General features: G+C 41.1%; 32 protein-coding genes and 1 riboswitch. Of the genes, 27 read left to right on the top strand and 5 right to left on the bottom strand.

The window, feature by feature from the left end; all coding sequences use genetic code 11:
• Positions 1-34: 34 nt before the first annotated feature.
• A protein-coding gene (locus tag ACTJKA_RS11230) for an IS3 family transposase (protein ID WP_440607764.1) occupies positions 35-1386 on the bottom strand; the annotation gives its coding sequence in 2 pieces (ribosomal slippage) (positions 35-942 and positions 942-1386; 1353 coding nt in all).
• Between the two features lie 166 nt (positions 1387-1552).
• On the opposite strand from ACTJKA_RS11230, the gene ACTJKA_RS11225 reads away from it, so the two are divergent.
• The 8 genes from ACTJKA_RS11225 (at position 1553) to lysA (ending at position 7913) form a co-directional block, all read left to right on the top strand.
• Positions 1553-2173, top strand: coding sequence for a stage V sporulation protein AA (locus ACTJKA_RS11225; protein WP_350385585.1), 621 nt, complete (start codon positions 1553-1555; stop codon positions 2171-2173).
• Entirely contained in the window at positions 2163-2579 is a 417-nt protein-coding gene (locus ACTJKA_RS11220; RefSeq protein WP_007501049.1) for a stage V sporulation protein AB, read from the top strand. Before ACTJKA_RS11225 ends, ACTJKA_RS11220 begins: the two co-directional genes overlap by 11 nt.
• Before the next feature lie 20 nt (positions 2580-2599).
• Positions 2600-3052 carry a stage V sporulation protein AC gene (gene spoVAC / locus ACTJKA_RS11215; protein ID WP_024718929.1) on the top strand — a complete coding sequence of 151 codons (453 nt, stop codon included), beginning with the start codon at positions 2600-2602 and terminating at the stop codon, positions 3050-3052.
• 12 nt (positions 3053-3064) lie between these two features.
• Positions 3065-4081, top strand: a complete 1017-nt coding sequence (spoVAD, locus tag ACTJKA_RS11210) for a stage V sporulation protein AD (protein ID WP_008344437.1) — start codon at positions 3065-3067, stop codon at positions 4079-4081.
• Complete coding sequence (gene spoVAE, locus ACTJKA_RS11205) at positions 4081-4431, top strand: stage V sporulation protein AE (protein WP_007501045.1); 351 nt, start codon at positions 4081-4083, stop codon at positions 4429-4431. The genes spoVAD and spoVAE overlap by 1 nt, the downstream gene beginning before the upstream one ends.
• A 6-nt stretch (positions 4432-4437) precedes the next feature.
• On the top strand, positions 4438-5046 hold the full coding sequence (locus ACTJKA_RS11200; RefSeq protein WP_350385589.1) for a stage V sporulation protein AE: 609 nt from the start codon (positions 4438-4440) through the stop codon (positions 5044-5046).
• A complete protein-coding gene (locus ACTJKA_RS11195; protein WP_007501043.1) occupies positions 5000-6472 on the top strand; it encodes a spore germination protein in 1473 nt (490 codons plus the stop codon). Before ACTJKA_RS11200 ends, ACTJKA_RS11195 begins: the two co-directional genes overlap by 47 nt.
• A gap of 115 nt (positions 6473-6587) precedes the next feature.
• On the top strand, positions 6588-7913 hold the full coding sequence (gene lysA, locus ACTJKA_RS11190) for a diaminopimelate decarboxylase (protein ID WP_039165814.1): 1326 nt from the start codon (positions 6588-6590) through the stop codon (positions 7911-7913).
• A 40-nt stretch (positions 7914-7953) separates the two neighbouring features.
• Here the strand turns inward: lysA and ACTJKA_RS11185 are convergent, their stop codons facing one another.
• Positions 7954-8838, bottom strand: coding sequence for a DUF1002 domain-containing protein (locus ACTJKA_RS11185; RefSeq protein ID WP_017359791.1), 885 nt, complete (start codon positions 8836-8838; stop codon positions 7954-7956).
• A 321-nt stretch (positions 8839-9159) separates the two neighbouring features.
• Between ACTJKA_RS11185 and ACTJKA_RS11180 the strand changes: the two genes are divergently transcribed.
• Positions 9160-9597 (top strand): peptidylprolyl isomerase, encoded by a 438-nt coding sequence (locus tag ACTJKA_RS11180; protein WP_008359679.1) that lies wholly within the window; start codon positions 9160-9162, stop codon positions 9595-9597.
• Between the two features lie 30 nt (positions 9598-9627).
• On the opposite strand, the gene ACTJKA_RS11175 is transcribed toward ACTJKA_RS11180, so the two are convergent.
• A complete protein-coding gene (locus tag ACTJKA_RS11175; protein WP_074041968.1) occupies positions 9628-10890 on the bottom strand; it encodes an MFS transporter in 1263 nt (420 codons plus the stop codon).
• A gap of 239 nt (positions 10891-11129) precedes the next feature.
• Here ACTJKA_RS11175 and ACTJKA_RS11170 point away from each other — a divergent pair, with 239 nt between their 5' ends.
• From ACTJKA_RS11170 to ACTJKA_RS11140, 7 genes are all read left to right on the top strand, one after another.
• Positions 11130-11711, top strand: a complete 582-nt coding sequence (locus ACTJKA_RS11170; RefSeq protein ID WP_017359789.1) for a TetR/AcrR family transcriptional regulator — start codon at positions 11130-11132, stop codon at positions 11709-11711.
• A gap of 200 nt (positions 11712-11911) precedes the next feature.
• Entirely contained in the window at positions 11912-12148 is a 237-nt protein-coding gene (locus ACTJKA_RS11165) for a DUF2164 domain-containing protein (RefSeq protein WP_017359788.1), read from the top strand.
• A gap of 234 nt (positions 12149-12382) precedes the next feature.
• Entirely contained in the window at positions 12383-12727 is a 345-nt protein-coding gene (locus ACTJKA_RS11160; protein WP_008344451.1) for a hypothetical protein, read from the top strand.
• Between the two features lie 114 nt (positions 12728-12841).
• Positions 12842-12983: riboswitch (FMN riboswitch) on the top strand.
• A 248-nt stretch (positions 12984-13231) separates the two neighbouring features.
• Positions 13232-13882 carry a riboflavin synthase gene (gene ribE / locus ACTJKA_RS11155; RefSeq protein ID WP_048003386.1) on the top strand — a complete coding sequence of 217 codons (651 nt, stop codon included), beginning with the start codon at positions 13232-13234 and terminating at the stop codon, positions 13880-13882.
• Positions 13883-13893: 11 nt separating this feature from the next.
• Positions 13894-14517, top strand: coding sequence for a 3,4-dihydroxy-2-butanone-4-phosphate synthase (gene ribB / locus ACTJKA_RS11150; protein ID WP_017359786.1), 624 nt, complete (start codon positions 13894-13896; stop codon positions 14515-14517).
• 26 nt (positions 14518-14543) lie between these two features.
• Complete coding sequence (gene ribH, locus ACTJKA_RS11145; protein WP_007501031.1) at positions 14544-15008, top strand: 6,7-dimethyl-8-ribityllumazine synthase; 465 nt, start codon at positions 14544-14546, stop codon at positions 15006-15008.
• Positions 15009-15121: 113 nt separating this feature from the next.
• Positions 15122-15475, top strand: coding sequence for a GNAT family N-acetyltransferase (locus ACTJKA_RS11140; RefSeq protein WP_008344455.1), 354 nt, complete (start codon positions 15122-15124; stop codon positions 15473-15475).
• 225 nt (positions 15476-15700) lie between these two features.
• On the opposite strand, the gene ACTJKA_RS11135 is transcribed toward ACTJKA_RS11140, so the two are convergent.
• A complete protein-coding gene (locus tag ACTJKA_RS11135; RefSeq protein ID WP_019743088.1) occupies positions 15701-16225 on the bottom strand; it encodes a DUF309 domain-containing protein in 525 nt (174 codons plus the stop codon).
• Positions 16226-16313: 88 nt separating this feature from the next.
• A complete protein-coding gene (locus ACTJKA_RS11130; protein ID WP_008359694.1) occupies positions 16314-16406 on the bottom strand; it encodes a YjcZ family sporulation protein in 93 nt (30 codons plus the stop codon).
• Positions 16407-16617: 211 nt separating this feature from the next.
• On the opposite strand from ACTJKA_RS11130, the gene ACTJKA_RS11125 reads away from it, so the two are divergent.
• The 11 genes from ACTJKA_RS11125 (at position 16618) to ccsB (ending at position 26790) form a co-directional block, all read left to right on the top strand.
• A complete protein-coding gene (locus tag ACTJKA_RS11125; RefSeq protein WP_007501021.1) occupies positions 16618-17376 on the top strand; it encodes a segregation/condensation protein A in 759 nt (252 codons plus the stop codon).
• Complete coding sequence (gene scpB / locus ACTJKA_RS11120) at positions 17366-17959, top strand: SMC-Scp complex subunit ScpB (protein ID WP_008344462.1); 594 nt, start codon at positions 17366-17368, stop codon at positions 17957-17959. Before ACTJKA_RS11125 ends, scpB begins: the two co-directional genes overlap by 11 nt.
• 113 nt (positions 17960-18072) lie before the next feature.
• Entirely contained in the window at positions 18073-18552 is a 480-nt protein-coding gene (locus tag ACTJKA_RS11115) for a YpuI family protein (protein ID WP_017359783.1), read from the top strand.
• A 104-nt stretch (positions 18553-18656) separates the two neighbouring features.
• A complete protein-coding gene (locus tag ACTJKA_RS11110) occupies positions 18657-20012 on the top strand; it encodes an IS1182 family transposase (RefSeq protein WP_345910944.1) in 1356 nt (451 codons plus the stop codon).
• Positions 20013-20189: 177 nt separating this feature from the next.
• Complete coding sequence (locus tag ACTJKA_RS11105) at positions 20190-21341, top strand: D-alanyl-D-alanine carboxypeptidase family protein (protein WP_017367523.1); 1152 nt, start codon at positions 20190-20192, stop codon at positions 21339-21341.
• Positions 21329-21916, top strand: coding sequence for a nucleoside recognition domain-containing protein (locus tag ACTJKA_RS11100; RefSeq protein WP_007501015.1), 588 nt, complete (start codon positions 21329-21331; stop codon positions 21914-21916). Before ACTJKA_RS11105 ends, ACTJKA_RS11100 begins: the two co-directional genes overlap by 13 nt.
• A gap of 4 nt (positions 21917-21920) precedes the next feature.
• Positions 21921-22457: a spore maturation protein gene (locus ACTJKA_RS11095; RefSeq protein WP_017359781.1), complete on the top strand. Its 537-nt coding sequence runs from the start codon at positions 21921-21923 to the stop codon at positions 22455-22457.
• A gap of 134 nt (positions 22458-22591) precedes the next feature.
• Positions 22592-23326 (top strand): 23S rRNA pseudouridine(2605) synthase RluB, encoded by a 735-nt coding sequence (rluB, locus tag ACTJKA_RS11090; protein ID WP_007501012.1) that lies wholly within the window; start codon positions 22592-22594, stop codon positions 23324-23326.
• A gap of 90 nt (positions 23327-23416) precedes the next feature.
• Complete coding sequence (resA, locus tag ACTJKA_RS11085) at positions 23417-23947, top strand: thiol-disulfide oxidoreductase ResA (protein ID WP_159145787.1); 531 nt, start codon at positions 23417-23419, stop codon at positions 23945-23947.
• Position 23948: 1 nt separating this feature from the next.
• Positions 23949-25628, top strand: a complete 1680-nt coding sequence (gene resB, locus ACTJKA_RS11080; protein ID WP_265154274.1) for a cytochrome c biogenesis protein ResB — start codon at positions 23949-23951, stop codon at positions 25626-25628.
• Positions 25612-26790, top strand: a complete 1179-nt coding sequence (gene ccsB / locus ACTJKA_RS11075) for a c-type cytochrome biogenesis protein CcsB (protein ID WP_019743082.1) — start codon at positions 25612-25614, stop codon at positions 26788-26790. The genes resB and ccsB overlap by 17 nt, the downstream gene beginning before the upstream one ends.
• Positions 26791-26876 lie beyond the last annotated feature (86 nt).

Genomic DNA, 26876 nt, shown 5'->3' with positions numbered 1-26876 from the left:
TTGAAGTGACCCCCTAAATTTAGACGCGGTTTTTTTATGAGACAGCTTTCGAGGCATGAGTTCTATATTGTATCGGACTCATGCCTTTTAGTTTTGTCTTTATACGTGTGTGATTGTAGTAGTCAATATATTGTTCAAGTTCTTGCTTGAAGTGTTCGATGTTCTCAAATTTTTTTAGGTATAGAAATTCAGACTTTAAGATACCAAAAAAGTTCTCGATAACTGCGTTATCGTAACAGTTACCTTTTCGGGACATAATCTGTGTAATCCCACGCTTTTTTAAGGCGTGTCTATATTGCTTCATTTGGTAATGCCATCCTTGATCAGAATGTATCATTGGTTTCTCCTCTTCATTTAAACGGTTGAACGCCTGATGAAGCATCGTTGAGACGAGTGAATAAACAGGTCTTGAACCGACTGTATAGGTAATGATCTCACCATTAAATAGATCTAATATGGGCGAAAGATAGAGCTTCTGACCAAATAACTTGAACTCCGTTATATCTGTGACCCATTTCTCATTTGGTCTATCAGCTTGAAAATGCCGAGCCAAAATATTAGGCGCTATTTTGTTCACTGTGCCTCTGTATGAACGATATTTCTTCACTCGGACCATGCATTTTAGCCCTAGAGCTTTCATGATGCGCTGGACTTTTTTGTGATTCACCTTTTGTCCCCGGTTGATTAGTTCATCACGAATCCGGCGATATCCATAACGTCCTTGATGTTCCTGATAAATGGTTTGAATCATCTTTTTCAGTTCGACATCCTGATCAGGACGGTCTAAATGCTTGATCAAGTAATAGTAGGTACTGCGTGGAATACATGCGAGCTTAAGAAGTGATTTCACCGGATATTGATGCCTTAAATCATAGACTACTTGCGCTTTGTCTTGTTTGGTGATTGTTCCTTGTTTTGAACTAAGGCATTCAACTTTTTTAAATACTCATTTTCCATGCGCAAATGTTCTACTTCTGCCTGTAACGCTTCCATTGATCCTTTCGTTATGTCTTGTTTTCCAGTTTTCTTTTTCATAGACGGACGCCCCTTTTTCTTAGATTGAAGGGCGTCTACTCCTTGTGTTTTCAAGATGCGCTTCCAGTTCCAAAGCGTGGTATCAGAAGGCAGGTTAAAGAGTGCAGCTGTTTCCAAGATAGACGTCCCATGTTCATTCATATAATCAAGTACGTCTAGTTTATATTGGACTGGATAATTTGTATATGACTTTGAAAAAGCTTTTTCGCCATGATATTGATACTTTCTGACCCAATATTGAAGTATGCTTTTGTGCACGCCAATCTGTTTTGCAATTCCAAGCAGGGGTTCGCGGTCAACGAGGTATCGTTTTACAGCTTTGATTTTATCTTCAATTGTAAATTTAGCCAAAAGAAAAGCACCTCCAAATGTTAGACTGTGTCTAATATTTGGGGTGCACTTCACAATTCGGCTGGCTTTTTTTGTGTGGTAATTACCGGTAAATCAAGTTCTTTCAGTATGAGAACCATTTTTCACCACATACTATTTTTAACCCATCGTATAGGAAGTGACTTGGATGGACGGACAAATCTTTATTCGGCTGCGCCATCGGATTAAGACTGATAATGATCAGCTTATCTATTTAGAGGATATTGCCCAAATCACTGGAGATGACAGTGCTGTGCAAAAGCTGAGCAAAATGCCAATATACCATGTCAGCAAAAAGGATCGTCACATCGTTGTGTTAGATATCATGCATGTGGTCAAAACGATCAAAAAAGCGTGGCCTGACATCGACATTCAAACAGTCGGAGGCTCAGAAGTCATTGTTGAAATAGACACAGGCAAACGTCAGCTGTCCCCCGTATTATTCGTGTTTGTATGGCTCCTCTTATTTGTCGGAGCGGCCCTTGCCATCATGAATTTCCATGAGGATGTTAGTATGCGGCTTGTTCATATCCGCCTTTACGAGATGATTACTGGAAACACGGTTGAGCATCCGTATTTATTACAAATTCCATATAGCTTTGGACTCGGTTTGGGCATGATTTTATTTTTCAATCATGTGTTTAAAAAGCGTTTAAACGAAGAGCCAAGTCCGCTTGAAGTGGAAATGTTTAAATATCAGCTCGATCTTGATCATTATGTCGCACTCAATGAAAACAAAGAAACATTGAAAGATATCCATGATCGGTAAATGGCTTTTTGTGGTGCTTGTTGGGCTCGGCGGCGGTTTAACGGTAGGGGCAGGATTTGTGGCGTTTCTCACAGTGCTTGGTATTATCCCTCGATTAATGCAATTAACGAAAACGCAGCGTTTCATTCAAGGATATGAGGCTGCCGTGATAAGTGGAGCGGTCGTTGGCGGCTGGGCTACTTTAAGTCAAGTCCATTTGCATTTATCCAAATGGCTAGCGCTTCCGATCGGTCTTTTATCTGGCATTTTTGTCGGCATGCTTGCAGCCGCACTCACTGAAGTGTTAAATGTACTTCCTATCTTAACGAAAAGAATTGGAATGGACGGGAAAATTGTGCTGTTGCTCATGGCCATCGTCTTAGGAAAGGTGTTTGGCTCGCTATTTCATTGGCTTATTTATATTTAAAAATGTGGAGGGAACAACACGTGTCAAGTTTAAAAGAGAACTATCCATCTAAAGTGAAAACGTATCAGCCGAAACCTCCTTATGTACTGAACTGCATCAAGGCTTTTCTTGTCGGCGGTTTGATTTGTGCGATAGGCGAGGGATTGCAAAATTTCTATATTACTTTTTTTGATTTTAATGAGAAGACAGCAGGGAATCCAACGGTGGCGACCCTTATTTTAATTTCTTCTATTTTAACTGGTATTGGTATTTACGATAAAATCGGCCAGTTTGCTGGAGCGGGATCAGCTGTCCCGGTGACAGGATTTGCAAATAGCATGACAAGTGCGGCTCTTGAGCATAAAAGTGAAGGGCTTGTGTTAGGTGTAGCGACCAACATGTTTAAACTGGCTGGGAACGTCATTGTGTTTGGCGTCGTCTCGGCATATGTCGTAGGGATTATTCGATACGTCTTGGAAAAGATGTTTTCGTAGGAGGAATAAAACGTGAAACTAACAGGTAAGCAATCTTGGGTATTTGAACACAAGCTTTATGTGAATGCGGAAGGAACAGCTGCAGGACCGAAAGAAAAAGAAGGCCCAATCGGTCATCTCATTGATAAAACCTATGATGAAATGCACTGTTATCAAAAGAACTGGGAAATGGCTGAAAGGCAGCTCATGGATGATGCCATATCAATGGCCTTATCAAAAGCCAATTTGCAAAAAAGTGATATTGACCTTCTGCTGGCAGGAGATTTACTGAACCAAAACGTGACAGCCAACTATGTGGCAAGAGAACTCAAAATCCCGTTTCTTTGTTTATTTGGTGCCTGCTCCACATCTATGGAATCAGTTGCCATTGCCTCAGCGCTAGTAGATGGTGGCTTTGCCAATAGAGCACTTGCTGCGACAAGCAGTCACAATGCGACGGCAGAGCGGCAATTTCGTAATCCAACAGAATATGGCGGGCAAAAACCCGATACAGCCACAAGTACAGTGACAGGGAGCGGTGCTGTCGTCATCAGCCAAGAACCTTCCCAAATTCAAATTACAAGTGCCACCGTCGGACGGGTGATGGATCTTGGGATTACAGATCCATTTGATATGGGTTCGGCTATGGCGCCTGCAGCGGCAGACACAATCAAACAACATTTAGAAGACTTAGGAAGAACAGTAGATGATTATGATCTCATCCTAACAGGAGATCTATCTGGAATTGGATCGCCTATTTTAAAGGATCTTCTGAAAGAAGATGGCATTCAGCTTGGACGAAAGCATGATGATTGCGGATTAATCATATACACACCTGATCAAAATGTATTCGCTGGAGGCAGCGGCTGTGCCTGCTCAGCTGTCGTGACATTCAGTCACATCTTTCAAGAAATGAAAGCAGGGAATTTACAAAGAGTATTGGTTGTAGCAACCGGGGCGCTTCTCAGCCCAATGATGGTTCAGCAAAAAGAGACCATTCCAACCATTGCGCACGGAGTTGTATTTGAGCGTGCAGGAGGAGAAAGCTAATGGATTATTTGATTGCTTTTGTTGCAGGCGGACTGATTTGCGTGATCGGCCAGCTTTTACTTGATGTACTGAAACTCACACCAGCACATGTCATGACGACCTTTGTTGTGGCAGGGACGATTTTAGACGGGTTTGGTATTTATGATAAATTTATTGAATTTGCAGGAGCGGGTGCTACCGTCCCTATCGTAAGCTTTGGTCATAGCTTGCTTCATGGGGCGATGCATCAGGCTGATGTCCATGGATTTATTGGAATCGGAATTGGGATTTTTGAGTTAACCTCTGCTGGAATATCAGCTGCAATTTTATTTTCATTTATCATTGCACTTATCTTTAAACCGAAAGGATAACCTAATATGGGGCAAAGACGCAAAGTCATTTTAGTGACAGACGGAGATATATATGCTGCCAAAACGATTGAGCTTGTCGCAAAGAAAGTCGGCGGAAGATGTATTTCCAGCTCAAAAGGGAATCCGAGCAAACGAACAGGACCAGAACTGGTCCAGATGATTTTAAAAACGCCGTATGACCCAGTGTTTGTCATGTTTGATGATTCTGGCTTAACAGGTGAAGGAACAGGGGAGACGGCGATGAAGCACGTAGCACGTCACCCTGAAATTAAAGTGATTGGCGCCATTGCAGTGGCATCTAAAACCCATCAAGCGGAATGGACAAAGGTACATGTCTCCATTGACCGGGAAGGTGAACTGACAGAATACGGCGTTGACAAACATGGACTTCCAGAAATGGAACCACACAAAATGAGTGGAGATACAGTGTATTGTCTCGATTCACTACAGCTTCCGATTGTTGTCGGCATTGGAGATATTGGCAAGATGGGACGGAAAGATGATCTAAGCAAAGGGTCCCCCATCACAATGAAGGCAGTCGAATTAATTTTAGAAAGGAGCGGTTTCCATGAAGAAAGACAAGGTGCACGTGTACCGAGATCCGAAGAAAAATGAAGATTTTTTCAAAGACAATGTCGGGATGGGTCTCAGCTTTGACCTTGGCGTTCGGAAAATTTATGTCCATGATCAGGAAATCCAGCTTTACTATGTAAATGGATTATGTGATACACAATATGTGATCTATTTATTAAAAGAACTGATTGAAATCAATGACAACGAACCTGAATCAGATGATCTTGCACGTGTGGTAGAAAACCGTCTTGTCAATCAGCAAGTCTCAAAAGTTGAAACGCTTGATGAAGCAGTGGATCAAGTGTTGTCTGGACTTGTAGCAGTCGTTGTCGAAGGTGAAAATTACGCATTTATCATTGACGTCAGGAGCTACCCTGGCAGAATGCCGGAGGAACCGGATACAGAAAAGGTTGTCAGAGGTGCAAGAGACGGCTTTGTTGAAAACATCATTGTGAACACAGCACTCATTCGCAGAAGAGTGCGGGATGAAAAATTGCGATACAAAATGCTTAAAGTAGGCGAGCGTTCTAAAGCAGACGTCTGTGTTTGTTATATTGAAGACATTGCTGATCCTGATCTTGTTGATATTATCGAAAAGGAAGTGTCTGGGATTAAAGTTGACGGACTGACGATGTCTGATAAAACAATAGAAGAATTTATCATTAAGCAAGGATATAATCCCTTCCCGCTTGTGCGATACACCGAGCGCCCAGATGTAGCCGCTAACCATATATTAGAAGGGCATGTCATCATCATTACGGATACATCTCCTAGTGTCATCATTACACCAACCACTATTTTTCATCACGTTCAACATGCTGAAGAATACCGCCAGGCGCCAGCAGTTGGGACTTTTTTAAGATGGGTGCGTTTTTTAGGCATCTTATGTTCTACTTTTCTTTTGCCGATCTGGTTTCTTTTTATTCTAGAACCGAATCTTCTGCCAGACAATCTAAGCTATATTGGATTTAACAAACCTTCTCATATCCCTGTCATTCTCCAAGTATTCCTTGCTGATTTTGGGGTGGAATTTTTACGAATGGCGGCGATCCATACGCCGACCGCCTTGTCGACTGCCATGGGCTTGATTGCGGCCGTTTTAATTGGACAAATTGCAATTGATGTCGGTTTATTTACACCAGAGGTCATATTATACGTCTCGCTAGCAGCCATCGGCACATTCACCACTCCAAGTTATGAACTGAGTGTCGCTAATAAAATCATCCGACTGATCATATTAGCACTAGTAGCGATCTTTAAGCTGAATGGATTGATCATCGGTTTTACGCTGTTACTTATTTATTTAACATCCATTCGTTCCTTACAGACGCCTTATATGTGGCCGTTTATTCCTTTTAATGGAAAGGCTTTATGGCAAGTGCTCATTCGGACGTCTGTTCCTGGCTCAAAAGTAAGGCCAAGCATCGTTCACCCTCAGAACAGATCAAAAATTCCGCCAAATTCTTAACGCTCGTTGAAAGTGGCTGAAGATTGTGATATTGTATTTTTAACTTTGAGAAACGGCAAAAGGCAGCTTGTGCAGCTGTCTTTTTTCAGCCGAGGCGGAGAAAGAGGGAATGACATTGTATTTACACGGCACTTGCAGACAAAATGAACTCGGACATTTAGAAATTGGTGGTGTTGATGCCGTTTCTTTAGCTGAAACGTATGGGACACCACTTTATGTATATGATGTGGCTTTAATACGGGAGCGTGCAAAAAGCTTTCAGAAAGCATTTATTGAAGAAGAACTAAAGGCTCAGGTGGCATATGCGAGTAAGGCGTTTTCTTCTATTGCCATGTTCCAGCTGGCAAAAGAAGAAGGCTTATCACTTGATGTCGTTTCAGGCGGGGAGCTGCACACAGCCATTTGTGCCGGGTTTCCAGTAGAAAAAATTCATTTCCATGGTAACAACAAAAGCAGAGAAGAATTAAAGATGGCATTAGCGCATGGAATCGGCTGTATTGTTGTTGATAATTTCTATGAGATCAACCTCATTGAACAGCTTGGTCAAGAGCTGTCAAAACAGGTGAAAGTACTCCTCCGCATCACGCCGGGCGTTGAAGCACATACGCATGACTATATTACAACAGGTCAAGAAGATTCAAAATTTGGTTTTGATCTTCATAATGGACAAGCAGACGAAGCGGTCAAACAAGTGCTTAAATCAGAAGTGATCGAGCTTTTAGGTGTTCATTGTCATATCGGCTCACAAATTTTTGATACAGCTGGTTTTGTCCTTGCAGCAGATAAAATTTTCTTGAAGCTGGATGAATGGAGAGAATCATTTGGATTTATTTCCACAGTGCTGAACTTAGGCGGAGGCTTTGGCATCCGTTATACAGAAGAGGACGAACCACTTCCAGCAACTGAATACGTGGAGAAAATTATTCAAGCGGTGAAAGAAAATGTAGCCCGCTATGAGTTTAAGATGCCTGAAATTTGGATTGAGCCGGGCCGCTCCCTTGTTGGAGATGCGGGAACCACTCTTTATACGATCGGCTCATCAAAACATGTACCTGGCATTCGCGATTATGTAGCCATTGACGGCGGAATGAGTGATAACATTCGACCTGCTTTATATCAAGCAAAATATGAAGCAGCGAGCGCCAATAAAATGAGCCAAACGCATGATCAAACGGTGTCCATTGCAGGGAAATGCTGCGAGAGTGGAGATATGCTCATTTGGGATATTGATTTGCCAGAGTTATCACAGGGAGACTTGTTAGCTGTCTTTTGTACAGGAGCTTATGGCTACAGCATGTCAAACAACTATAACCGCATCCCGCGCCCGGCTGTAGTATTTGTAGAAGATGGGGAAGCGCAGCTTGTCGTTGAGCGTGAGACATATGAGGACATTGTCAAATTGGATTTACCTTATCAATCAAAAGTGAAATCCTCGACTTAAAAAAAGCTGCCTGATCATCAGGCAGCTTTTTCTATGACATTTATTTTCCACCAGTAAATACAGAGACGATCGCGTTCCAAATAGAGACAAAGAAATCCCAAATCTTCTGTAGAAGGTTTTTCCCTTCATCTGATTCTATGAATTTTGTAATCTTGTCTTTTGCTTTATCAATTTGAGATCCGACTTGTTTCCAATCGATATTGATATTTTTCATTTTATCGAAGAGAGAGACAAGTTGATCTTTTTGATCCTGCGTCAGATTTAAGTTCAAATCAGAAGCGGCTTGATCTACTTTTTCTTCCACTTCTTTTGTTGTTTTAGGAACTCCATTTTTGGCAATGTCATCTTTGATTTTTGCAATCAGGGCAGAAGCATTGTCTTTTCCAATAGAGTCTCCCAGTTTAGATGTTGTTACAAGCTCTTCGTTTGCCACCTGTTTCACATCTTCAGGAATGGCTTTGTCGCTTGACACTTCATAGGCTTTTAATAGACCTGTCAGTGCTGCTGTGCCAGATACTTCAAACGGCGCCGTCACGACAACCTTTGCATCTTTCACGCCTGCGGTCATTAAAGCATTTAAATACATCTCATCTGTAATGGTCTTAATGTTATGTGTATCCACAGTCAGACCCGTACCTGATTTTTCAATAGTGATAGATGAAGATGATAATGCTCGAGTCCCGATTTGAGAGCGAGGGATATACTTTCCTAAATATTCGTGCTCTTCTTTATTGGTTACTTCAATTTTTGTCGCATTTTCAGGTGGATTCAACTCGTCAAGCACCTTCTGGCGATCAGCCGGTGTTAAGTCTTGCCCGAGTGTGACGATGACATCGCCGACAGCTGCATCCGCTAAGCTGACTTTTGGCGCACCAATCAGTAAAAGGAGCGCTGCCATCATACCAAGCATTGTTTTTTTAAACATGTTGACCTCCTTCAAGTCGAAAGCGTTTCTCGATGGTGAGAAACTCATCTTTTGAGTACATGATTTGAATCGTACTCCATCATATAGACGTAACAAATCAGTCTGACGTTTCAATTATCTTTTAAAGATGTTTGAAACCTCCAATATGATGAAGTGTTTTGCTCAGTCTGTGATCATTTCCTTAGGAGAAAAGGATCAAGCTCTTTTATTTTATCAATGTTGGCAAAAGAGGTAAATCACATTAGGTAAGCAGGGGATGTTTAACATGACCAAAAATGTGCTATAATGAGCGTTGTTTAACCTGAAAGGAGAATGTGAAAAATGGCGAAAAAAGGATACATACAATTAACGAATGGAAAGAAAATTGAGTTTGAACTTTACCCAGAGGCTGCTCCAGGTACAGTAGCAAACTTTGAAAAATTAGCGAATGAAGGCTTCTACGATGGATTGAAATTCCACCGCGTGATCCCTGGGTTCGTAAGCCAAGGCGGCGATCCAAACGGTAATGGAACTGGAGGACCTGGTTACACAATTAAATGTGAAACAGAAGGAAACCCTCATCAGCACGAGAGAGGTTCATTATCAATGGCACACGCTGGTAAAGACACTGGCGGCAGCCAATTCTTTATCGTACATGACCCACAGCCGCACTTAAACGGTGTTCACACTGTTTTTGGTAAAGTAACATCTGGTATCGAGGCTGTTCTTGACATGGAACAAGGTCAAGGGATGGAAAAAGTCGAAGTTGTCGATGCTTAATCCATTAACACCGCATAATTGCGGTGTTTTTTATTTTAAATCTGATGTTCCTGTGATCTGTGCCGTGAAGCGGTAGGTGATCATCCAATATAAAAGGGCTAAGGCGCTGATAGAGGCTCCAAATAGACATACCCCATTCCAGCCAGCGTTTGCGTATATGTTAGTTGATACAATAGAACCGAGCGCACTGCCGAGGGAATAAAAAATCATATAAGTAGCAGTCAGCCGGCTTCTCGCCTCAGGCCGGACTGTGAAAATCATACTTTGATTGGTCACATGAACGGCCTGCACAGATAGGTCAAGAATGACGATACCAACGATTAATAAAATGAGGGAATATTCAGTGAAAAAAATAAAACACCATGAAAAGAGTAATAGGACAAGGGCGATGCACGTTGTTAACTGTCCTAAGCCTCGATCAGCAAGGCTTCCAGCTCGAGCGGCACCTAATGCTCCTGCAACTCCAGCAAGGCCAAATGCACCAATCGCCGTATGTGACAGATTGTATGGCGTAGTGCTGAGAGGCAGCACAAGTGAAGTCCACAGCGTGCCAAACACAACAAAGATCAGAAAACCCAGTACGCCACGAATACGTAGAATCCGTTCTTGTCTGAACAATATAAACATTGAAGCGAGCAAGTTCACATAGGATAGGGAGACTCTCTTGTTGTCAGCACGCGGAAGATACCGGTACAACACGCCAGTGATGATCAGCATCATCACGCCGGAAACGAGATAGACTGATCTCCAGCCGGCGAGATCGGTTAGTACACCAGCAAACGTTCGTGCGAGAAGAATACCAATCACAATTCCACTTTGAACCAAGCCCACTATGCGGCCACGTTCTTCAGGAGCGGCCCATGTCGCTGCGAATGCTACGAGTACCTGAGTGACTACAGCAAGCAGTCCCACCGCAGCTAGTCCTATGAACAGGACGGTGGAGGTAGGGGCGATACCGACTAGAATGAGAGATAACACGGATACTAGCATTTGAGCTACGATGAGTCGCCGTTGGTTGAACAGATCACCAAGTGGTACGATCAGTAGCAGTCCTAGCCCATAACAAAGCTGAGTAATCGTAATGACCATACCAATGGATGAATAGCTGATACCAAACTCGGATGCGAGGGAGTCTAATAATGGCTGTGCAAAATATATGTTTGCTACTGCCATCCCTGAGGCTGTCGAAAACAGTAGAGCCATATTGCGAGTCATCGTTGATCGGGTGTTTATTTGTAAATGAGTCGTTTCTAGATCAGAATGTTCAACGGCATTCATTTTTTCTTTTTTCATGCATGTCATCAGCTCCTTTTGTACTGAAAAGTATAATATACTAATTGGTATAAAATGATTCCTGTTAAGGATAACCAAAGAAACGTTTTAAAGTCAAGACGATGTAGTGAAGATCTAGTCAATTTGACAATGATATGTCAATAAAATAAAATGATAATATACCGATGAGTAAAAAACGTTATAAGAAATAGATGATTGATTTAGTGAAGAGATTTTTATGATAGAAATGAGGGTTGATAATGGTTCGACAACGGGAATTTGATGAGGAAAAAGCGTTAGATGAGGCCTTGTTGCTTTTTTGGGAGAAGGGGTACAGAGCGACTACATTAAGCGACTTAACTGCAAAAATGGGAATACAGCGGCCAAGCTTATACTCAGCGTTCGGTGATAAAGAGGAATTGTTTGAAGCGGCATTACGCAAATATACAACTCAGCATGCTGCCCACATTCGAACAAAACTTCAAAACAATCTATCTGTAAAGGAAGCATTTCATACATTATTTGCTGAATTAGTAGAAGAGGAATATGGACATGGGCCGAGTAAAGGGTGCTTCTGCATCAATACAATAGTCGAGCTTGCCCCCCACGAAGAGAAATTTGAAATTCTCACAAGAGAGCATCAGATGTATCTTTCGGTCATTTTTGAAGAAAAAATTGTACAAGGTATTCGCTCGGGTGAGCTCGAAAGCAGTCTGAATGCCAAAGCCTTAGCACAGGCACTGGTTGTTTCTTTTATTGGACTTACAGTTCTCATGAAATCTCGCCCTGAGCGTTCATTTGTAGATCATTCTGTAGCGACGATACTATCCATATTGAAATAAATAGTCTATATAAAGAAAGCGTATTTTGATCAATTGATTAAAACACGCTTTTTCTTTTAGGGTGTGATGGACACGTTTTTGTGATATGATAAGAGAACAAACATTCGTATTCGTGAGTGTCACCATATGTAGCTCTAAAAATAAGTGAAAGTGCACATCTAAAAAGCGTGTGATCATGCTGAAAGAAAGCAGGAGATACTTTGAAACCATTAACAAAAGAAGAAAAAAACCAGATGATGATTGCCATTCAGCGTTACTTTGCCGAAGAACGAGAAGAGGAGATTGGTGAATTAGCAGCCATCAATATATTAGAATTTATCACAAAACATCTTGGAAGCTACTATTATAATCAAGGGGTTCGTGACAGCCGAAATATCGCTGTTCAAAGATCTCAATTGTTAGAGGAAGATCTATTCGCATTAGAGAAAAGAATATAATCAAAAAGCTCGTCTATCTTATTCAACCTGCTAACAGATAAAGAGGAAAAAAGACCCCCTTAATAAAGAACGCATATTCGTATCATATGTAATGATGAAAAGGTGGAACCAAAAGTCCATTTGAATCGTTATATAAGTAACCATTAATGAAAATCAGCTTTTTTGGTTTTATTTCATCAAAAGAAGGAATAGAACATACAAATAGGCGAAGTGCAGATGATGGAGGTTCTAAATATGGGGAAAATCAAATTAAAAATCGCAATCTTATTTGTTTTACTGCTTTGTTTAGGCGCAGGTTATTTATACATGAATGGCATGAAAATTGAAGATGTGCCAACAGCCATTGGCGAAAGTTTAACGAATAATGATAAAGATTACACAATCTATGAATATACCATTACAAAAATTGATGGTGATGAGTATTACGGTCAAGCCAAAAATGGCACGAAAATCATTTTTAACGGAAAGAAATTTGAAGATGATGTGGCCGATCTGAAAAAAGGCGATCGTATTAAAGCATACTTTAGTAATGAAAAAAGAATAGACGGTCTTATAAAAGTAGTAAAAGTCGTCAATTAACAAGTCTCCTTTCCTATAGGGAGGCTCTTTTTATGAACAGATGAATAAATCTTGATTGTTGCATTTGACCACAAGGATCGCTATAATAGCCCCTAAGGACAGCTAAATATCGATTGTATCCTTCGGGGCAGGGTGAAAATCCCGACCGACGGTAATAAAGCAAATGCTTTACAGCCCGTGACCCGTTAATTTATTAACGGTTGATTCAGTGAGAAGCTGAAGCCGACAGTGAAAGTCTGGATGGGAGAAGGATAACGAGAGCTATGTATGAACAAAAAATATGTGTTGATCATAGTTTTATTTCTAATGCAAAAAAACCACAGCCCCGGAATTTTTCCGGGGCTTTCTGTATGTCAATATAGTCATCACATGCAGTGTTTATTAGGTGATCCCTCATCTTGTATGGACCATAAAAAGCGACGAAGGTGTTCAATCGATCACATGTCCCAAACATCGCTTTTTCATAAAGTGAGAAATACAAAAGAAAGAGAAAGGGAGGATCACATGTTTACGGGGATTATTGAAGAAGTGGGTACAGTCAAGTCATTGAGCAAAAGATCCGCAGATGCCATGGAAATCATCATCAAGTGCAGTCGTGTACTAGAAGATGTTCACCTAGGCGATAGTATCGCCATCAATGGCGTTTGTCTCACTGTCACAAGCTTCACAAAAGAACAGTTTGCGGCAGATGTGATGCCTGAGACGGTCAAAGCGACATCACTTGATCAGCTTGCGCCAGGTAGCCAAGTGAATTTAGAGCGAGCGATGTCATCAAATGGACGATTCGGCGGTCATTTTGTTTCAGGCCATGTCGATGGAACGGCTGTGATTACCCGTGTAGAAAAGAAGAGTAATGCCATTTACTATGATTTGAAAATGGACAAGACCCTCACAGATATGCTCACAAAAAAGGGATCGATCGCAATAGACGGCGTCAGCTTGACTATTTTCGATTTGCGAGATGCTCATGTGACAGTTTCTATCATTCCACATACGCTTGAAGGAACTATTTTCCCGACTAAATCTATGGGGGATGTAGTAAATATTGAATGTGACATGATCGGTAAATACATTTATCGCTTTTTAACAAAAGAGCAAAATGAAAAGCAGCCATCACGATTAACCCCATCATTTTTAAAAGAGCACGGATTCTAGGAGGCGATTGTATGTATCATTCAGTTGATGAGGCAGTAAATGCCCTGAAACGAGGAGAAATCATTATCGTAGTAGATGATGAAGACAGAGAAAATGAAGGAGACTTTGTGGCACTTGCTGAGCATGCAACGCCGGAAGTCATTAACTTCATGGCTTTACATGGAAGAGGTCTTATTTGCACACCAGTTCATGCCTCGATTGCGAAACACTTGGATCTGCATCCCATGGTCGAGCGAAATACGGATGCACATCATACAGCATTTACAGTGAGCATCGACCATACGTCAACGACAACTGGTATAAGTGCTTTTGAGCGCTCAACGACCATTTTGGCCATGTTAAATAAAGAGTCAAAACCAGAAGATTTTGCCCGCCCAGGTCATGTTTTCCCTCTTATTGCGAAAGAGGGAGGCGTAGTAGAAAGACCAGGTCATACAGAAGCGGCTGTTGATCTTGCTAAACTTGCGGGTTCAGTGCCAGCGGGTGTCATATGTGAAATTATGAATGCAGATGGAACCATGGCCCGCGTACCCGAACTGCAAAAAATTCAAAAAGAACACGATTTAAAGATGCTGACGATTGAAGCATTGCAGGCATATATAAACAAGCAAACAACGACAATGAAAACAAAATAAAAATCACAAAAAAGGATGATGAACATATGAATACAATACAAGGGAATGTAGTAGCAGAAGGATTAAAGTTTGGAATCGTCGTCGCTAGATTTAATGATTTTATTACAAGTAAATTGCTAGATGGAGCAGAAGATACATTGCTCAGACACGGAGCAAACGGTGACGATATTGATGTCGTGTGGGTGCCAGGGGCTTTTGAAATTCCGTATATGGCAAAAAAACTAGCAGAAACAAAAAAATATGATGCAGTCATTACACTTGGAACCGTGATTCGCGGGGCAACATCCCATTACGATTATGTTTGTAATGAAGCGGCTAAAGGAATCGCACAAAGTGCCATCTCAACAGGGGTGCCGATTATCTTTGGTGTACTGACAACAGAATCTATTGAACAAGCCATTGAAAGAGCCGGTACAAAGGCTGGAAATAAAGGCAGTGAATCGGCTGCAGCTGCTATTGAAATGGCCAACCTAAATCGAACGTTTCGTTAATTTGATGAAAAAGAGTTTAAAAACAACCTAAAAGTGTTTATAATGTGTGATGAGCAAGTGATTCATAAGACATTTGCTGGAAAATAGGATAATTTTAATATTGAGGGGTATATATGTTAATTCGTTACAAGAGGTCTTTTGAAAAAATTGCCATGGGACTCCTGTCCTTTATGCCGGGTGAGAAAGACGTCAAACAGCTTCAGCAGACGATAAAGTCGTATGAAATGGATGAAGATCGGCAGCTGTTCCTTTGGAAAGATGGTGAGGATATCGTCGGTGCGATTGGTGTGCTGAAAACAGACGACCAAGTACAAATCGAACATATTAGTGTCAATCCGTCCCATCGTGACCAAGGCATCGGCAAGGAAATGGTATTAGCCGTGGAAGAAGTATTCAAAACGAAAACACTCATTCCAAATGAATTAACGCAAGGCTTCTTTCATAAGTGTCACAGTGAAACAAACTAAATATCACACATGTAAAAGCAGAGGTTATATGCCTCTGCTTTAGATTGTTGACAAATGGCTAAAATGAACTTGATTTTAGCCATTTGTCTTCTTTTCAGCGTGATAGAAAACCTTTGCAGCCCTAGGAAGGACGAGTACTGGAGCGGAGCGAATTCGATATTCGTGAGCACCGGCACGCAGGACTGACACCGAATGCGAGGGTTTGTCTACACGCTGAAGCAGAGGTTATATGCCTCTGCTTTTTTTACGTTCCATCTGCTTTTCACGTTCAAGCAATACGTCCGTCCGATCACGCAGTCTATGCTTTTCAATTAAGAATGTATGGGATAAGTTGCTCTCCTGTCCGAAGGTTAAGCCTTCTTTTTCGGCCATCTCTTGGCATAAAGAAAGAAGCGTTTCATCTCGGATTGGCAGCATCACACTTTCGTAGGGCATGTCTTCATCGATTTTCTTTTTCAGTGTTCTCAGCAGCAAAAGAAATGCCTCTTCATCAAGACCTAATTCTGTTAGTATGTTCCTGTCCGAATCTAATATATGAAGGCTGTTTGAAATCAGCCGTTTTGCTCCTTTTCCATTTCCTCGTCTTTGATGATACAAAGCAACAGCAAGCTGAATGAGACCCACCCAGTACTTTTTGCGCTGATGAGGAGGATCTTCTTTCCAAAATTCTTCAAGAATTTCATGACACTCAAAATAATCTCTTGTCGTATGAAATTCATGTAAAAAAGCCACGTACGCTTTAGGATACACAGCGGTCATCTCCTTTTCCACTATCAGTCTAACATACCGAAAAGAAAAGAAGAAAGAGCGCCCCTTTATGAAAGGACGCTCTGTTTCTTTAATAAACCCAAGCCGCGCCAACGATGATCAGCAAGATGAACAGCACAACAATAAGCGCAAATCCTCCGCCGAAGTAATAACCATCTCCCATAATGTTACGGCCTCCTTTTTCATCAGTTCTGATTACAATGGTATTCTATGTATAAATGCCCTCATTGGTATGGGCGAATCCACTGTTTTTCTTTTTTTGCCTGCTGCCTCATGGTCGAAATTATATTGGACGAGAGCTTTATCGTGTCTTATACTAAAGGTTAGCCGATGAAAACGGTACTTAGAAGACAGTAGAAATGGTGAGAAAAAGAATGCTGGAATATCAGGTGAAAATAGATTCGTTTGAGGGTCCTTTGGACTTGCTTTTACATTTAATTAACCGTTTGGAAATTGATATTTATGATATTCCCGTCGCTAAAATTACGGAGCAGTATTTATTATATGTCCACACGATGAGGGAGCTTGAACTGGATGTTGCAAGTGAGTATTTGGTGATGGCTGCAACTCTCCTCAGCATTAAAAGCAGAATGCTTCTCCCAAAACAAGAGGAAGAGCTGTTTGATGAAGACCTGATGGAAGAAGAAGAGGACCCTCGTGATGAGCTGATTGGCAAGTTAATTGAATACCGCAAGTATAAAAATGCAGCGCAAGAACTGAAGGAACGTGAAGAAGAGCGGCAAAACGCCTTCACAAAACCACCAAGTGATTTAAGTGAATTTGCAAAAGAAGCAGAAGCGAAGGACACAAACTTACACGTCACGGTGTATGATATGTTAGGTGCGTTCCAAAAGGTATTGAACCGCAAAAAAATAACAAAACCAGCACCATCAAAGATTACAAGACAAGAAATCCCGATTGAAGACAAAATGAATGAGATTATGAACCATTTAAGAAAAACAAAAAAGCGGACCAATTTCATGACTTTGTTTCAACATGATCAAAAGGAACACCTTGTCGTGACATTTCTTGCTGTTCTCGAATTGATGAAAAGCCATCAAATCATGCTGGAGCAGGAAGGAAACTTTGAAGATATTTATATCATAGGGAGTGAAACGATTCATGACGCTTGATATCGTGAATTGGAAAGCCATCTTAGAAGCGCTGCTATATGCAGCAGGTGACGAAGGCTTAACAAGAAAACAGCTCATGTCTGTTCTTGAAGTTGATGAGGCAGCGTTGCTTGATATTATGTCTGCCGTAAAAGAAGAATATCAAAAACAAGAACGAGGAATTGAGCTCATTGAATATGCAGATTCATACATGCTGCTGACGAAAAAAGAATACAGCGTATATTTAAAAAAATTAGTAGAGACACCATCGAAAGGTTTGTCACAGGCAGCGCTAGAAGTGCTCGCCATTGTCTCGTATAAACAACCGATTACACGCAGCGAAGTCGAGGAGATCAGAGGCGTTAAATCAGAACGAGTACTGCATAGTTTAGTGGCCAAAGCACTGCTCTGTGAAGTAGGACGTGCCGATGGACCGGGACGAGCGATCCTTTATGGGACAACACCTACCTTTTTAGAGCAATTTGGTTTAAAAGCCTTAGATGAATTACCGCCACTTCCAGAGAATGTGGAAGCAGATGGGGTGCAAGAAGAGGCTGATCTCTTTTTTGAAAACTTCAATCAAACATTTGAAGAGATAAAATAGTTCAAAATAAGGAAAAATGTATGATAAAATATAACAAAGATTTTAGGTCTAAAACCTTTGTTTGAAAGATAAAATGGTGACAAAGCCATGAGGGGAAGGTAAACACGAAACAAATGGCACATATGAATGTAAAGGCTCAAGTTGATCAAGCAGGCGTTTTTTTATCAAAGGTTGCAGTTGAAGTGAATGGTTTTCTGAACGAAGCTACCTTATCAAGCTTGAAACGATTAAACCCGGAAGCGGAAGCCTATTATTGTGACATATTAAGTACATTGCGGAAGCTTGCAGTTTATAGCGAGGATGCCGCGGCGGTTTGCAGGAAAATCGGGCAGCAGCAGACATTCCCGCAGCAAGCCGCACAGCAGACGCTTCATCGTATTTATCATCAATGTATTGAAGAATTTTTTACACCAAAAAAGGATACATGGTATGAAGATAGCCGTTCAGCCTACACAGGAAAAAGCTGCATTGTTTTCCATCATGAAGTATCGGCTGAAGTCAAACGTTTGTTTTCTTCATTAGAAAAAGAGTTTTTAACGATGAGAGAAGAGCTGGAATATACAACATCTCATCAGCAAATGAAAATGGTATAAAGAAGACAAGGCAACTCTCACATGAGAGTTGCTCAGCTTGTAGACAAAGTCTACAAGCTTTTTTGTATAATAAGGGTAATAACACAATTCTGTGGGGGATGAACATGTTATCGAAACGTGAAGAAGAAAGAAGAAATCAATTAGAAGTAGTGGCCTTAGATGAATTAGTGCCTGAAGATCATCTTGTACGAAAAATTGATCAAGCGATCGATTTTGCCTTCATTTATGATCTTGTCAAAGATCATTATAGTTCTGACAATGGTAGACCAAGTGTTGATCCCGTTGTTCTCATTAAGATGGTCTTAATTCAATATCTATTTGGCATTCGCTCTATGCGGCAAACTATTAAAGAAATTGAAACCAACGTGGCTTATCGTTGGTTTATTGGATATGGATTTTCCGAGAAAATCCCGCACTTTTCTACCTTCGGTAAAAACTACGTGAGACGCTTCCATGATACAGATTTATTCGAACAAATTTTTTACCGAATCTTAAGAGAAGCGATGAAAAAAGGACTCGTTGACCCTTCTATTGCCTTCATTGACTCCACTCATGTAAAAGCGAATGCCAATAAGAAAAAACTTGAAAAGAAAATTGTTCGAGTAGAGACGAGAAGTTATCAAAATCAGCTTCATGAGGAGATCAATATTGACCGTGAAGAACATGGAAAAAAGCCTTTACCCCTACAGAATAAAGAAGAGACAAAAGAAATCAAGGTAAGTACGACTGATCCAGAGAGTGGCTACTATGTGAAGGATGAGCGAGAAAAATCATTTGCCTATTCATTTCATACGGCTTGTGATTCTAAAGGATTTATTTTAGGATCACTGGTCACAGGTGGAAATGTTCATGATAGTCGTATGTTGGATTCACTCGTATTAAAGGTTACAGAAAAAGTCAGAAAACCACTTGTAGTCGCAGTAGATGCAGGATATAAAACACCTTACATCGCTAAGTTTTTAATGGATCAAGAGATAAGGCCTGTCATGCCTTACACTCGTCCAAGAACAAAAGCTGGTTATTTGAAAAAGAATGAATACGAGTATGATGCATATTTTGATTGTTACATTTGCCCCAACGGGCAAATTCTCTCTTATCGTACAACGACTAGAGAAGGCTATAAGCAATATGCATCTGATTCAGAGGTATGTAAGTCCTGCTCGTTTTTAGATAACTGTACACAAAGTCAAAATCACACCAAACAAATTCATCGGCATATTTGGCAGGACTATCTAGATGAAGCAGACCATCTGAGGCTGACACAAATGAATAAAGACATCTATGCAAAACGGAAAGAAACAATAGAACGCGTTTTTGCGGATGCAAAAGAAAAGCATGGTATGCGTTGGACGAAACTTCGAGGACTCAAAAAAGTTTCAATGCAGGCGATGCTTACTTTCGCTGCCATGAATCTTAAAAAGCTAGCAAACTGGACATGGAAAGAGCCATGTCCAGCGTAAAATACATAAAGTTTTTATAAAAAATGTGAAAACCCCACTTTTACTTGAAGTAAAGGTGGGGTTTGTCTACGGTCTGGGCAACTCTCACATGAGAGTTGCTTTTTTTTATGGACGAGGCATCATAACTTTTTCAGCCGCGCATACACTTGTACAAAACGGACAAGGACGTGAATGAACATGCCCTATTTAAAAATTGGAACAGCAGTCCTTCTTCTATTAACACTCTTACTGCCTTTTTCCTCACACGCTCAAGCAGACGTCTCATTATCGGTGAGTGCGAGAAGCGCCATTTTAATAGATGGACAGTCAGGCAGAGTCCTATTTGGAAAGGACGAGCACGAAAAAAGAAGAATCGCCAGTATCACAAAAATTATGACGGCTGTATTAGCCATTGAATCAGGAAAAATGAACGACATGGTCAAAGTGTCAAAACGTGCGATTCAAGCGGAAGGTTCTTCGATTTATTTAAAGGAAGGACAGAAGGTAAGTTTAGAAGACTTGACATACGGGCTCATGCTGCGCTCTGGAAATGATGCAGCTGTTGCCATTGCAGAACATGTTGGCGGCAGCTTAGAAGGGTTTATTTTTATGATGAACCAAAAGGCCTCTGAACTAGGCATGGAGAATACGAATTTTCAAAATCCGCATGGACTCGATGATCATAAAAACCATTATTCATCAGCTTATGATATGGCGATCTTAACGAAGTACGCCATGAAGCATCAGCAATATCAAAAAATTGCCGGTACCACCTTTTATAAAGCAAAAACAATCGAGGGTTATTGGAAAAATAAAAACAAGCTGCTCACGGGTTTGTATCAATATTCGACTGGAGGGAAGACAGGATATACAAAACTTGCAAAACGCACACTTGTCTCCACAGCTGCAAAAGGAGATGCTGCGCTCATTGCTGTGACGATTAATGCACCGGATGATTGGAAGGATCATATCTCAATGTTTGAGTATGCATTTGATCACTATAAAACGTATGTGCTTGCTGAAAAAGGCAGGCTCGCTTCGTTAAAAGGGACTTTTTACGAAAAAAAAGCGTTTATTAAGCGGGATGTGGACTATTTACTAAATGAGGATGAGAAAAAACTAGTGGAAATCGAAACGGAAATGCTGACGCCTGAAAAGAAATGGGAGAAAAACAAAGAAGCGATCCCAGATGTAGTAGGGAAAATGACCTTCTTACTGGATGGTCAGGTGATTGAGCAAGTCCCGATTTTTTATGAAAACAAACGCAACCGAATGCCTCAAAAAAGCTTTCAAGAAATGTTTAAGTCTGTCTTTCAGACATCGATAGGCGGATCTTCATGGTCAATCTGATTTGGGTATTCCTTACGGTCATCGGTCTTGTCTATGCAATGTTTAACGGAACGATGCATGAAGTGAATGAAGCGGTCTTTAAAGGATCAAAAGAAGCGGTCACCATTTCAATAGGGCTGATTAGTGTTCTTGTATTCTGGCTAGGATTGATGAAGATCGCAGAAGAAGCGGGGTTGTTACATTTCTTTAGTAAATTATGCCGGCCCTTTATCTCAAAACTATTTCCTGAGATTCCTGCGAATCATCCAGCGATGGGGTATATTCTGTCCAATCTCATGGCAAATTTCTTTGGCCTTGGCAATGCTGCCACTCCACTTGGGATTAAGGCGATGGAGCAGATGAAAGCATTAAATGGCGGGAAAAATGAGGCGAGCCGGTCTATGATTACTTTTTTAGCAGTCAATACATCTTCTATCACACTTGTGCCAACGACTGTCATTGCCATTCGTATGACCTATGGCGCAGATCAGCCAACAGATATTGTAGGCCCAACCATTTTGGCGACACTTATTTCAGGTATCGGTGCGATTATGATTGATCGCTATTTCCACTATCGCAGAAGCAGGCGGGGGTGATCTTGTGGCATTTATTAACTGGCTGTCACTTGCTTTGATTCCACTGATCATCGCAGGAATATTGATTGCAGGGACGATTAAAAAAGTACCGACGTACGAAACATTTGTAGAAGGTGGGAAAGAAGGCATTCAAATTGCCTTTTCAATCATTCCGTATTTAGTCGGTATGCTTGTCGCTATTACGATTTTCCGAGCATCAGGTGCCCTTGATTTTGTCATGGAATTATTGAAACCTGTGTTTACAGCGATTGGTGTTCCTACAGAAGTGGTGCCGCTTGCGCTTATTCGTCCTATATCAGGAACAGCGGCGCTTGGTATGACATCAGACTTAATTGCGACTTATGGTCCAGATTCTTTTATCGGCAAGCTTGCCGCCGTTATGCAAGGGTCAACAGATACGACCCTTTATATTTTAACCGTCTATTTTGGAGCAGTTGGTATTAAAAAAATGGGAGATGCACTGAAAGTGGGGCTGCTTGCAGACCTGATTGGGATCATTGCATCGATTATTATCGTCAGTTTGTTATTTAGCGGCGCCTAATCAGGTGCTTTTTTTATTTCGTGGATGGAAAACAGCTTTTTTGTTGAAATTAGACAGATGAAACGCTTATTTTTCCACGAATGCTTGTTTGTTTCAAGCCAAGCAAGTAAGATAGTACATGAGGTGAAAGACAAATGGAACGTTTACAGAAAGTAATTGCCCATGCCGGCGTCGCTTCTAGACGAAAGGCTGAAGAATTAATTAAAGAAGGACGAGTTACCGTTAATGGTGAAACAGTGACAGAGCTCGGAGTAAAGGTGGGCTCTTCAGATAAAATTGAAGTCAATGGCTTAAAGCTTGAAAGAGAAGAACCGGTTTACTTTATGCTTTATAAACCGCGCGGCGTCATTTCAGCTGCCGAGGATGATAAAGGACGCAAAGTCGTGACAGACTTCTTTGATGATGTTCCGCAGCGTCTGTATCCAATCGGCCGGTTGGATTATGATACGAGCGGTTTAATTTTGATTACAAATGATGGCGAATTTGCCCATAAGCTCATGCATCCGAAATATGAAATTGATAAAACGTATGCAGCGAAACTAAAAGGCATCCCTTCAAAAGAATTGCTTAGAAAGCTAGAAAAAGGAATCATGTTAGACCATAAAAAAACAGCACCTGCCCGTGCCAAGATGCTCTCGATTGATAAACGAAAGCAAACATGTATTGTGCAATTAACCATTCATGAAGGCAGAAATAGACAGGTTCGCCGCATGTTTGAAGCAATCGGCCACGACGTTTTAAAACTCAAAAGAGAGCAATATGCTTTCCTTCATATTGAAGGCATGAGACCAGGAGATCGCAGAGAATTGACGCCGCATGAAGTAAAACGCCTAAGAGCGATTGCGGATCATGGGAAAAGCGCTTTTTAATTTTCACATAAACTTCAAAAAATGAAGAAGCATCAAAAGAAGGAGAATGCTATAATTTACCTGAATGTCTATGGGGAAGGGGTACTTCAGATGAAGAAAAGACGATTTTTCATACGGACGGGCATTCTCCTCGTGATGCTTGCTGCACTGTGTTATACGATGTATAACTCAGTATTTGCCAAACAGGATCAAATCAAAGAAGGATCTATTGCGCCGAACTTTGTCCTTCAATCGGTAGATGGGGAACGGATTGAATTAAAGGACTTAAAAGGCAAAGGTGTCTTTCTCAATTTTTGGGGTACATGGTGCGGTCCATGTAAGCAGGAATTCCCTTATATGGCAAATCAGTATGAAGTGTTCAAGGATCGCGGTGTCGAAATTGTTGCCGTAAATGTGGCAGAATCCAATATTGCTGTGAAGAATTTTATGAATGCTTATGGCGTGAATTTTCCTGTTGCCATGGACAAAGACCGTCAAGTGACAGAGGCATATGATATTGGGCAGCTGCCAACTACACTTTTAGTTAATCCTGAAGGCAAGGTAATCAAAGTCATAAAGGGAACGATGACAGAACGTCAAATCTATGAATATATGAATTTGATTAAACCAAAGGGGTCATAGAATGAAAGAGGTAAAGTGCGAGTGTGGACATATTAATCCAATCGGTACTGTTCTATGTGAATCATGCGGGAATCCCATTGCAGCAAAAGAGAAAAATTCATCAAAGCTGCTTGATATGAGATATGACGGAAGTGCAAGACGCTCGCAAACATACAACAAAACGATTGTTGATAAAGTATGGAACTTTTTTTCTTCCGTAAAAGTGGGTGTGTGGCTCATTGTCATCACACTGTTAGCTTCTTCGCTAGGAACTATTTTTCCGCAGGAGCGGTTTATTCCGCCAGGTGCATCAGCTTCCACTTATTATGAGGAACAATATGGGTCGTTTGGCAAGTTATATTACATCCTTGGATTCCATGATCTTTATAATTCTTGGTGGTTTTTAGCCCTTATCGCATCTATCGGAATTTCCCTTGTGATTTGCAGCCTTGATCGAGTGATTCCACTTTATCGTGCACTCAAAAATCAAGGGGTTGTCAAAAAAGAAGGCTTTATGAGAAGGCAGCGTCTTTTCAGCGAAACAAACCAAACATTAGATCAACATACATATGAAGGCATCGTTAGTAAAATGAAACAAAAGCGTTACCGCGTTCGAGAAGAAGATGGACATATTTTAGCTGAAAAAGGCCGCTTTTCCCGCTGGGGACCTTACGTCAATCATATTGGATTAATTATATTTCTCATTGGATCCATGCTCCGGTTTGTCCCAGGAATGTACGTGGATGAAACATTATGGGTAAGAGAAGGCGAAACGGCACCAATCCCAGGGACGGGAGGCCAATACTTCTTAAAGAATAACGCGTTTTCAATTGATCGCTATGAATCTGAAAAAGAAAAAGAAGTCTTTGAAAATGCTATTGAAAAGGCTGGCGATGGTCAAGTCGTCAAAAGTTATAAAACCGATGCCGTTTTATACAAACGTGAAGGGGAAGTTGTTTTTGGTGAAAAGCCCAAGCTGAAGCAGGTAACAGAACACGATATTAAAGTGAATGAACCGCTTAAGTTTGACAATTTCTCATTATATCAAGTGGATTTTAAACAAAATGAACTCGATCAAATGGTCTTTCAGCTGATTCGAAAAGATACTGAGAAATCTTTCGGAACAGTGAAGATTAATCTGTTGGAGCCTAAGTCAGAATATGATCTTGGTAGCGGTTACAAAGTCAAGGTGATGAGTTATTTGCCTGATTTTTATTTTGACGAAGATGGCACACCTAGTACGAAAACGAGGAATCCGAATAATCCTGCGTTCGTATTTGAAATGATCTCTCCTGAAAAACCAAAAGGTGAAAAAAGTTTTGTCGCAATTCAAGAGACAGTAGAGGGTTCTGATAACAATCTTTATAAAATGAAATTTGACCGGGTTGAAACAAAAAACGTGACAGGTTTAACGGTTCGAAAAGACTTAACACTCGGGGTACTTATTGTTGGCGGAATCATCTTTATGATTGGTGTCGTACAAGGGATGTACTGGCAGCATAGAAGAATTTGGCTGTCGGCAAAGGATGGAAAAGTATTTGTGGCAGGACATACAAACAAAAACTGGTTCGGCTTAAAGTCTGATCTTAAGGTGTTGCTGCACGGCAGTGGCATCAAACAGCCAGTGGATCAAAAAGAACTGCCTGATACAACAAGTATCAGCAAAAGCAAGGGGGAAGGGTTAGATGGCGGCAGTCAGTGAAAACCTGTTATTTGCAGCTTTTCTATTTTATTTAGCGGCAGTTCCTTTTTTTGGAGGGGCCATTAAAGGAAAAAAGAAAGAAGAGGGTCCGCGCAAAAATAAGGCGGCACTTATCGGCATAACGCTCACCATCATTGGTTTTTTGAGTCAATTTGGCTATTTTATTTCAAGGTGGATCGCGTCTGGTCACGCACCAGTCAGTAATCTGTTTGAATTCACCACAGCCTTTGGCATGATGCTGGTGCTCGCATTTATTATTTTATATTTTGTCTATCAAGTGTCTGTGCTAGGTTTATTCACACTTCCAATCGCTTTATTAATCATTGCTTATGCAAGCATGTTTCCATCGGATATTTCACCGCTGATTCCTTCGCTTCAAAGTAATTGGCTATATATTCACGTCACGACAGCAGCGCTTGGTCAAGCCATTTTGGCGATCAGTTTTGTGGCAGGTGTGATTTTTCTTTTGAAGCATGTCGATCAAACAAAACCGGGGAAGAAAACCTTTGGCTTAGAGCTGGTCATGTTTATGATTGTGGTCACCCTTGCATTTATCGCTGTCACGTCCATCTTTAGAATGACAGGGTATGAAGCGAAATTTAATTGGGTAGATAAAAATAAAGAAGAGAGCGTCATGGTCTATGAGCTGCCTGCCTTAGTAGGACCTCATAAAGGAGAGCTTATCACAAAAGATCGTTTAGAGCCTGTGGTTGATCTGCCGCCTGTTTTTTCAGGTAGAAAGGTGAATACAGTGCTGTGGTCATTTGGCGTTGGGCTGATCATTTATGGACTGCTAAGATTGATCATTCGCAAACGACTAAGTGCGCTGCTTCAGCCGCTCGTAAGACAGGTGAATCTTGATTTAGTCGATGAAATTGGATACAGGGCTGTTTCCATAGGATTCCCTGTATTTGCGTTAGGCGGTCTTATTTTTGCGATGATCTGGGCACAAATTGCATGGACGAGATTCTGGGGATGGGACCCGAAGGAAGTATGGGCTTTAATTACATTTTTATTTTACGCCGCCTATCTCCACCTTCGGTTATCACGAGGCTGGCATGGTGAAAAGTCCGCTTGGCTTGCTGTGATCGGATTTGCGATCATTATGTTTAACCTCATCTTTGTCAACCTAGTGATTGCGGGGCTTCATTCTTACGCGTAATCGCATGAAAAAGGCCAACTTTTATGATTCGATTCGGCTTTTTGTTAAAATGTATGTAACAACGGAGAAAGCAGGAGGATTGTCTA

The organism is Bacillus sp. 22190 (assembly GCF_052045575.1).
Classification (GTDB): domain Bacteria; phylum Bacillota; class Bacilli; order Bacillales; family Bacillaceae; genus Bacillus; species Bacillus altitudinis.
The sequence above is the reverse complement of the archived record's forward strand: the minus strand, read 5'-3'. Positions and strand labels throughout refer to the sequence as shown.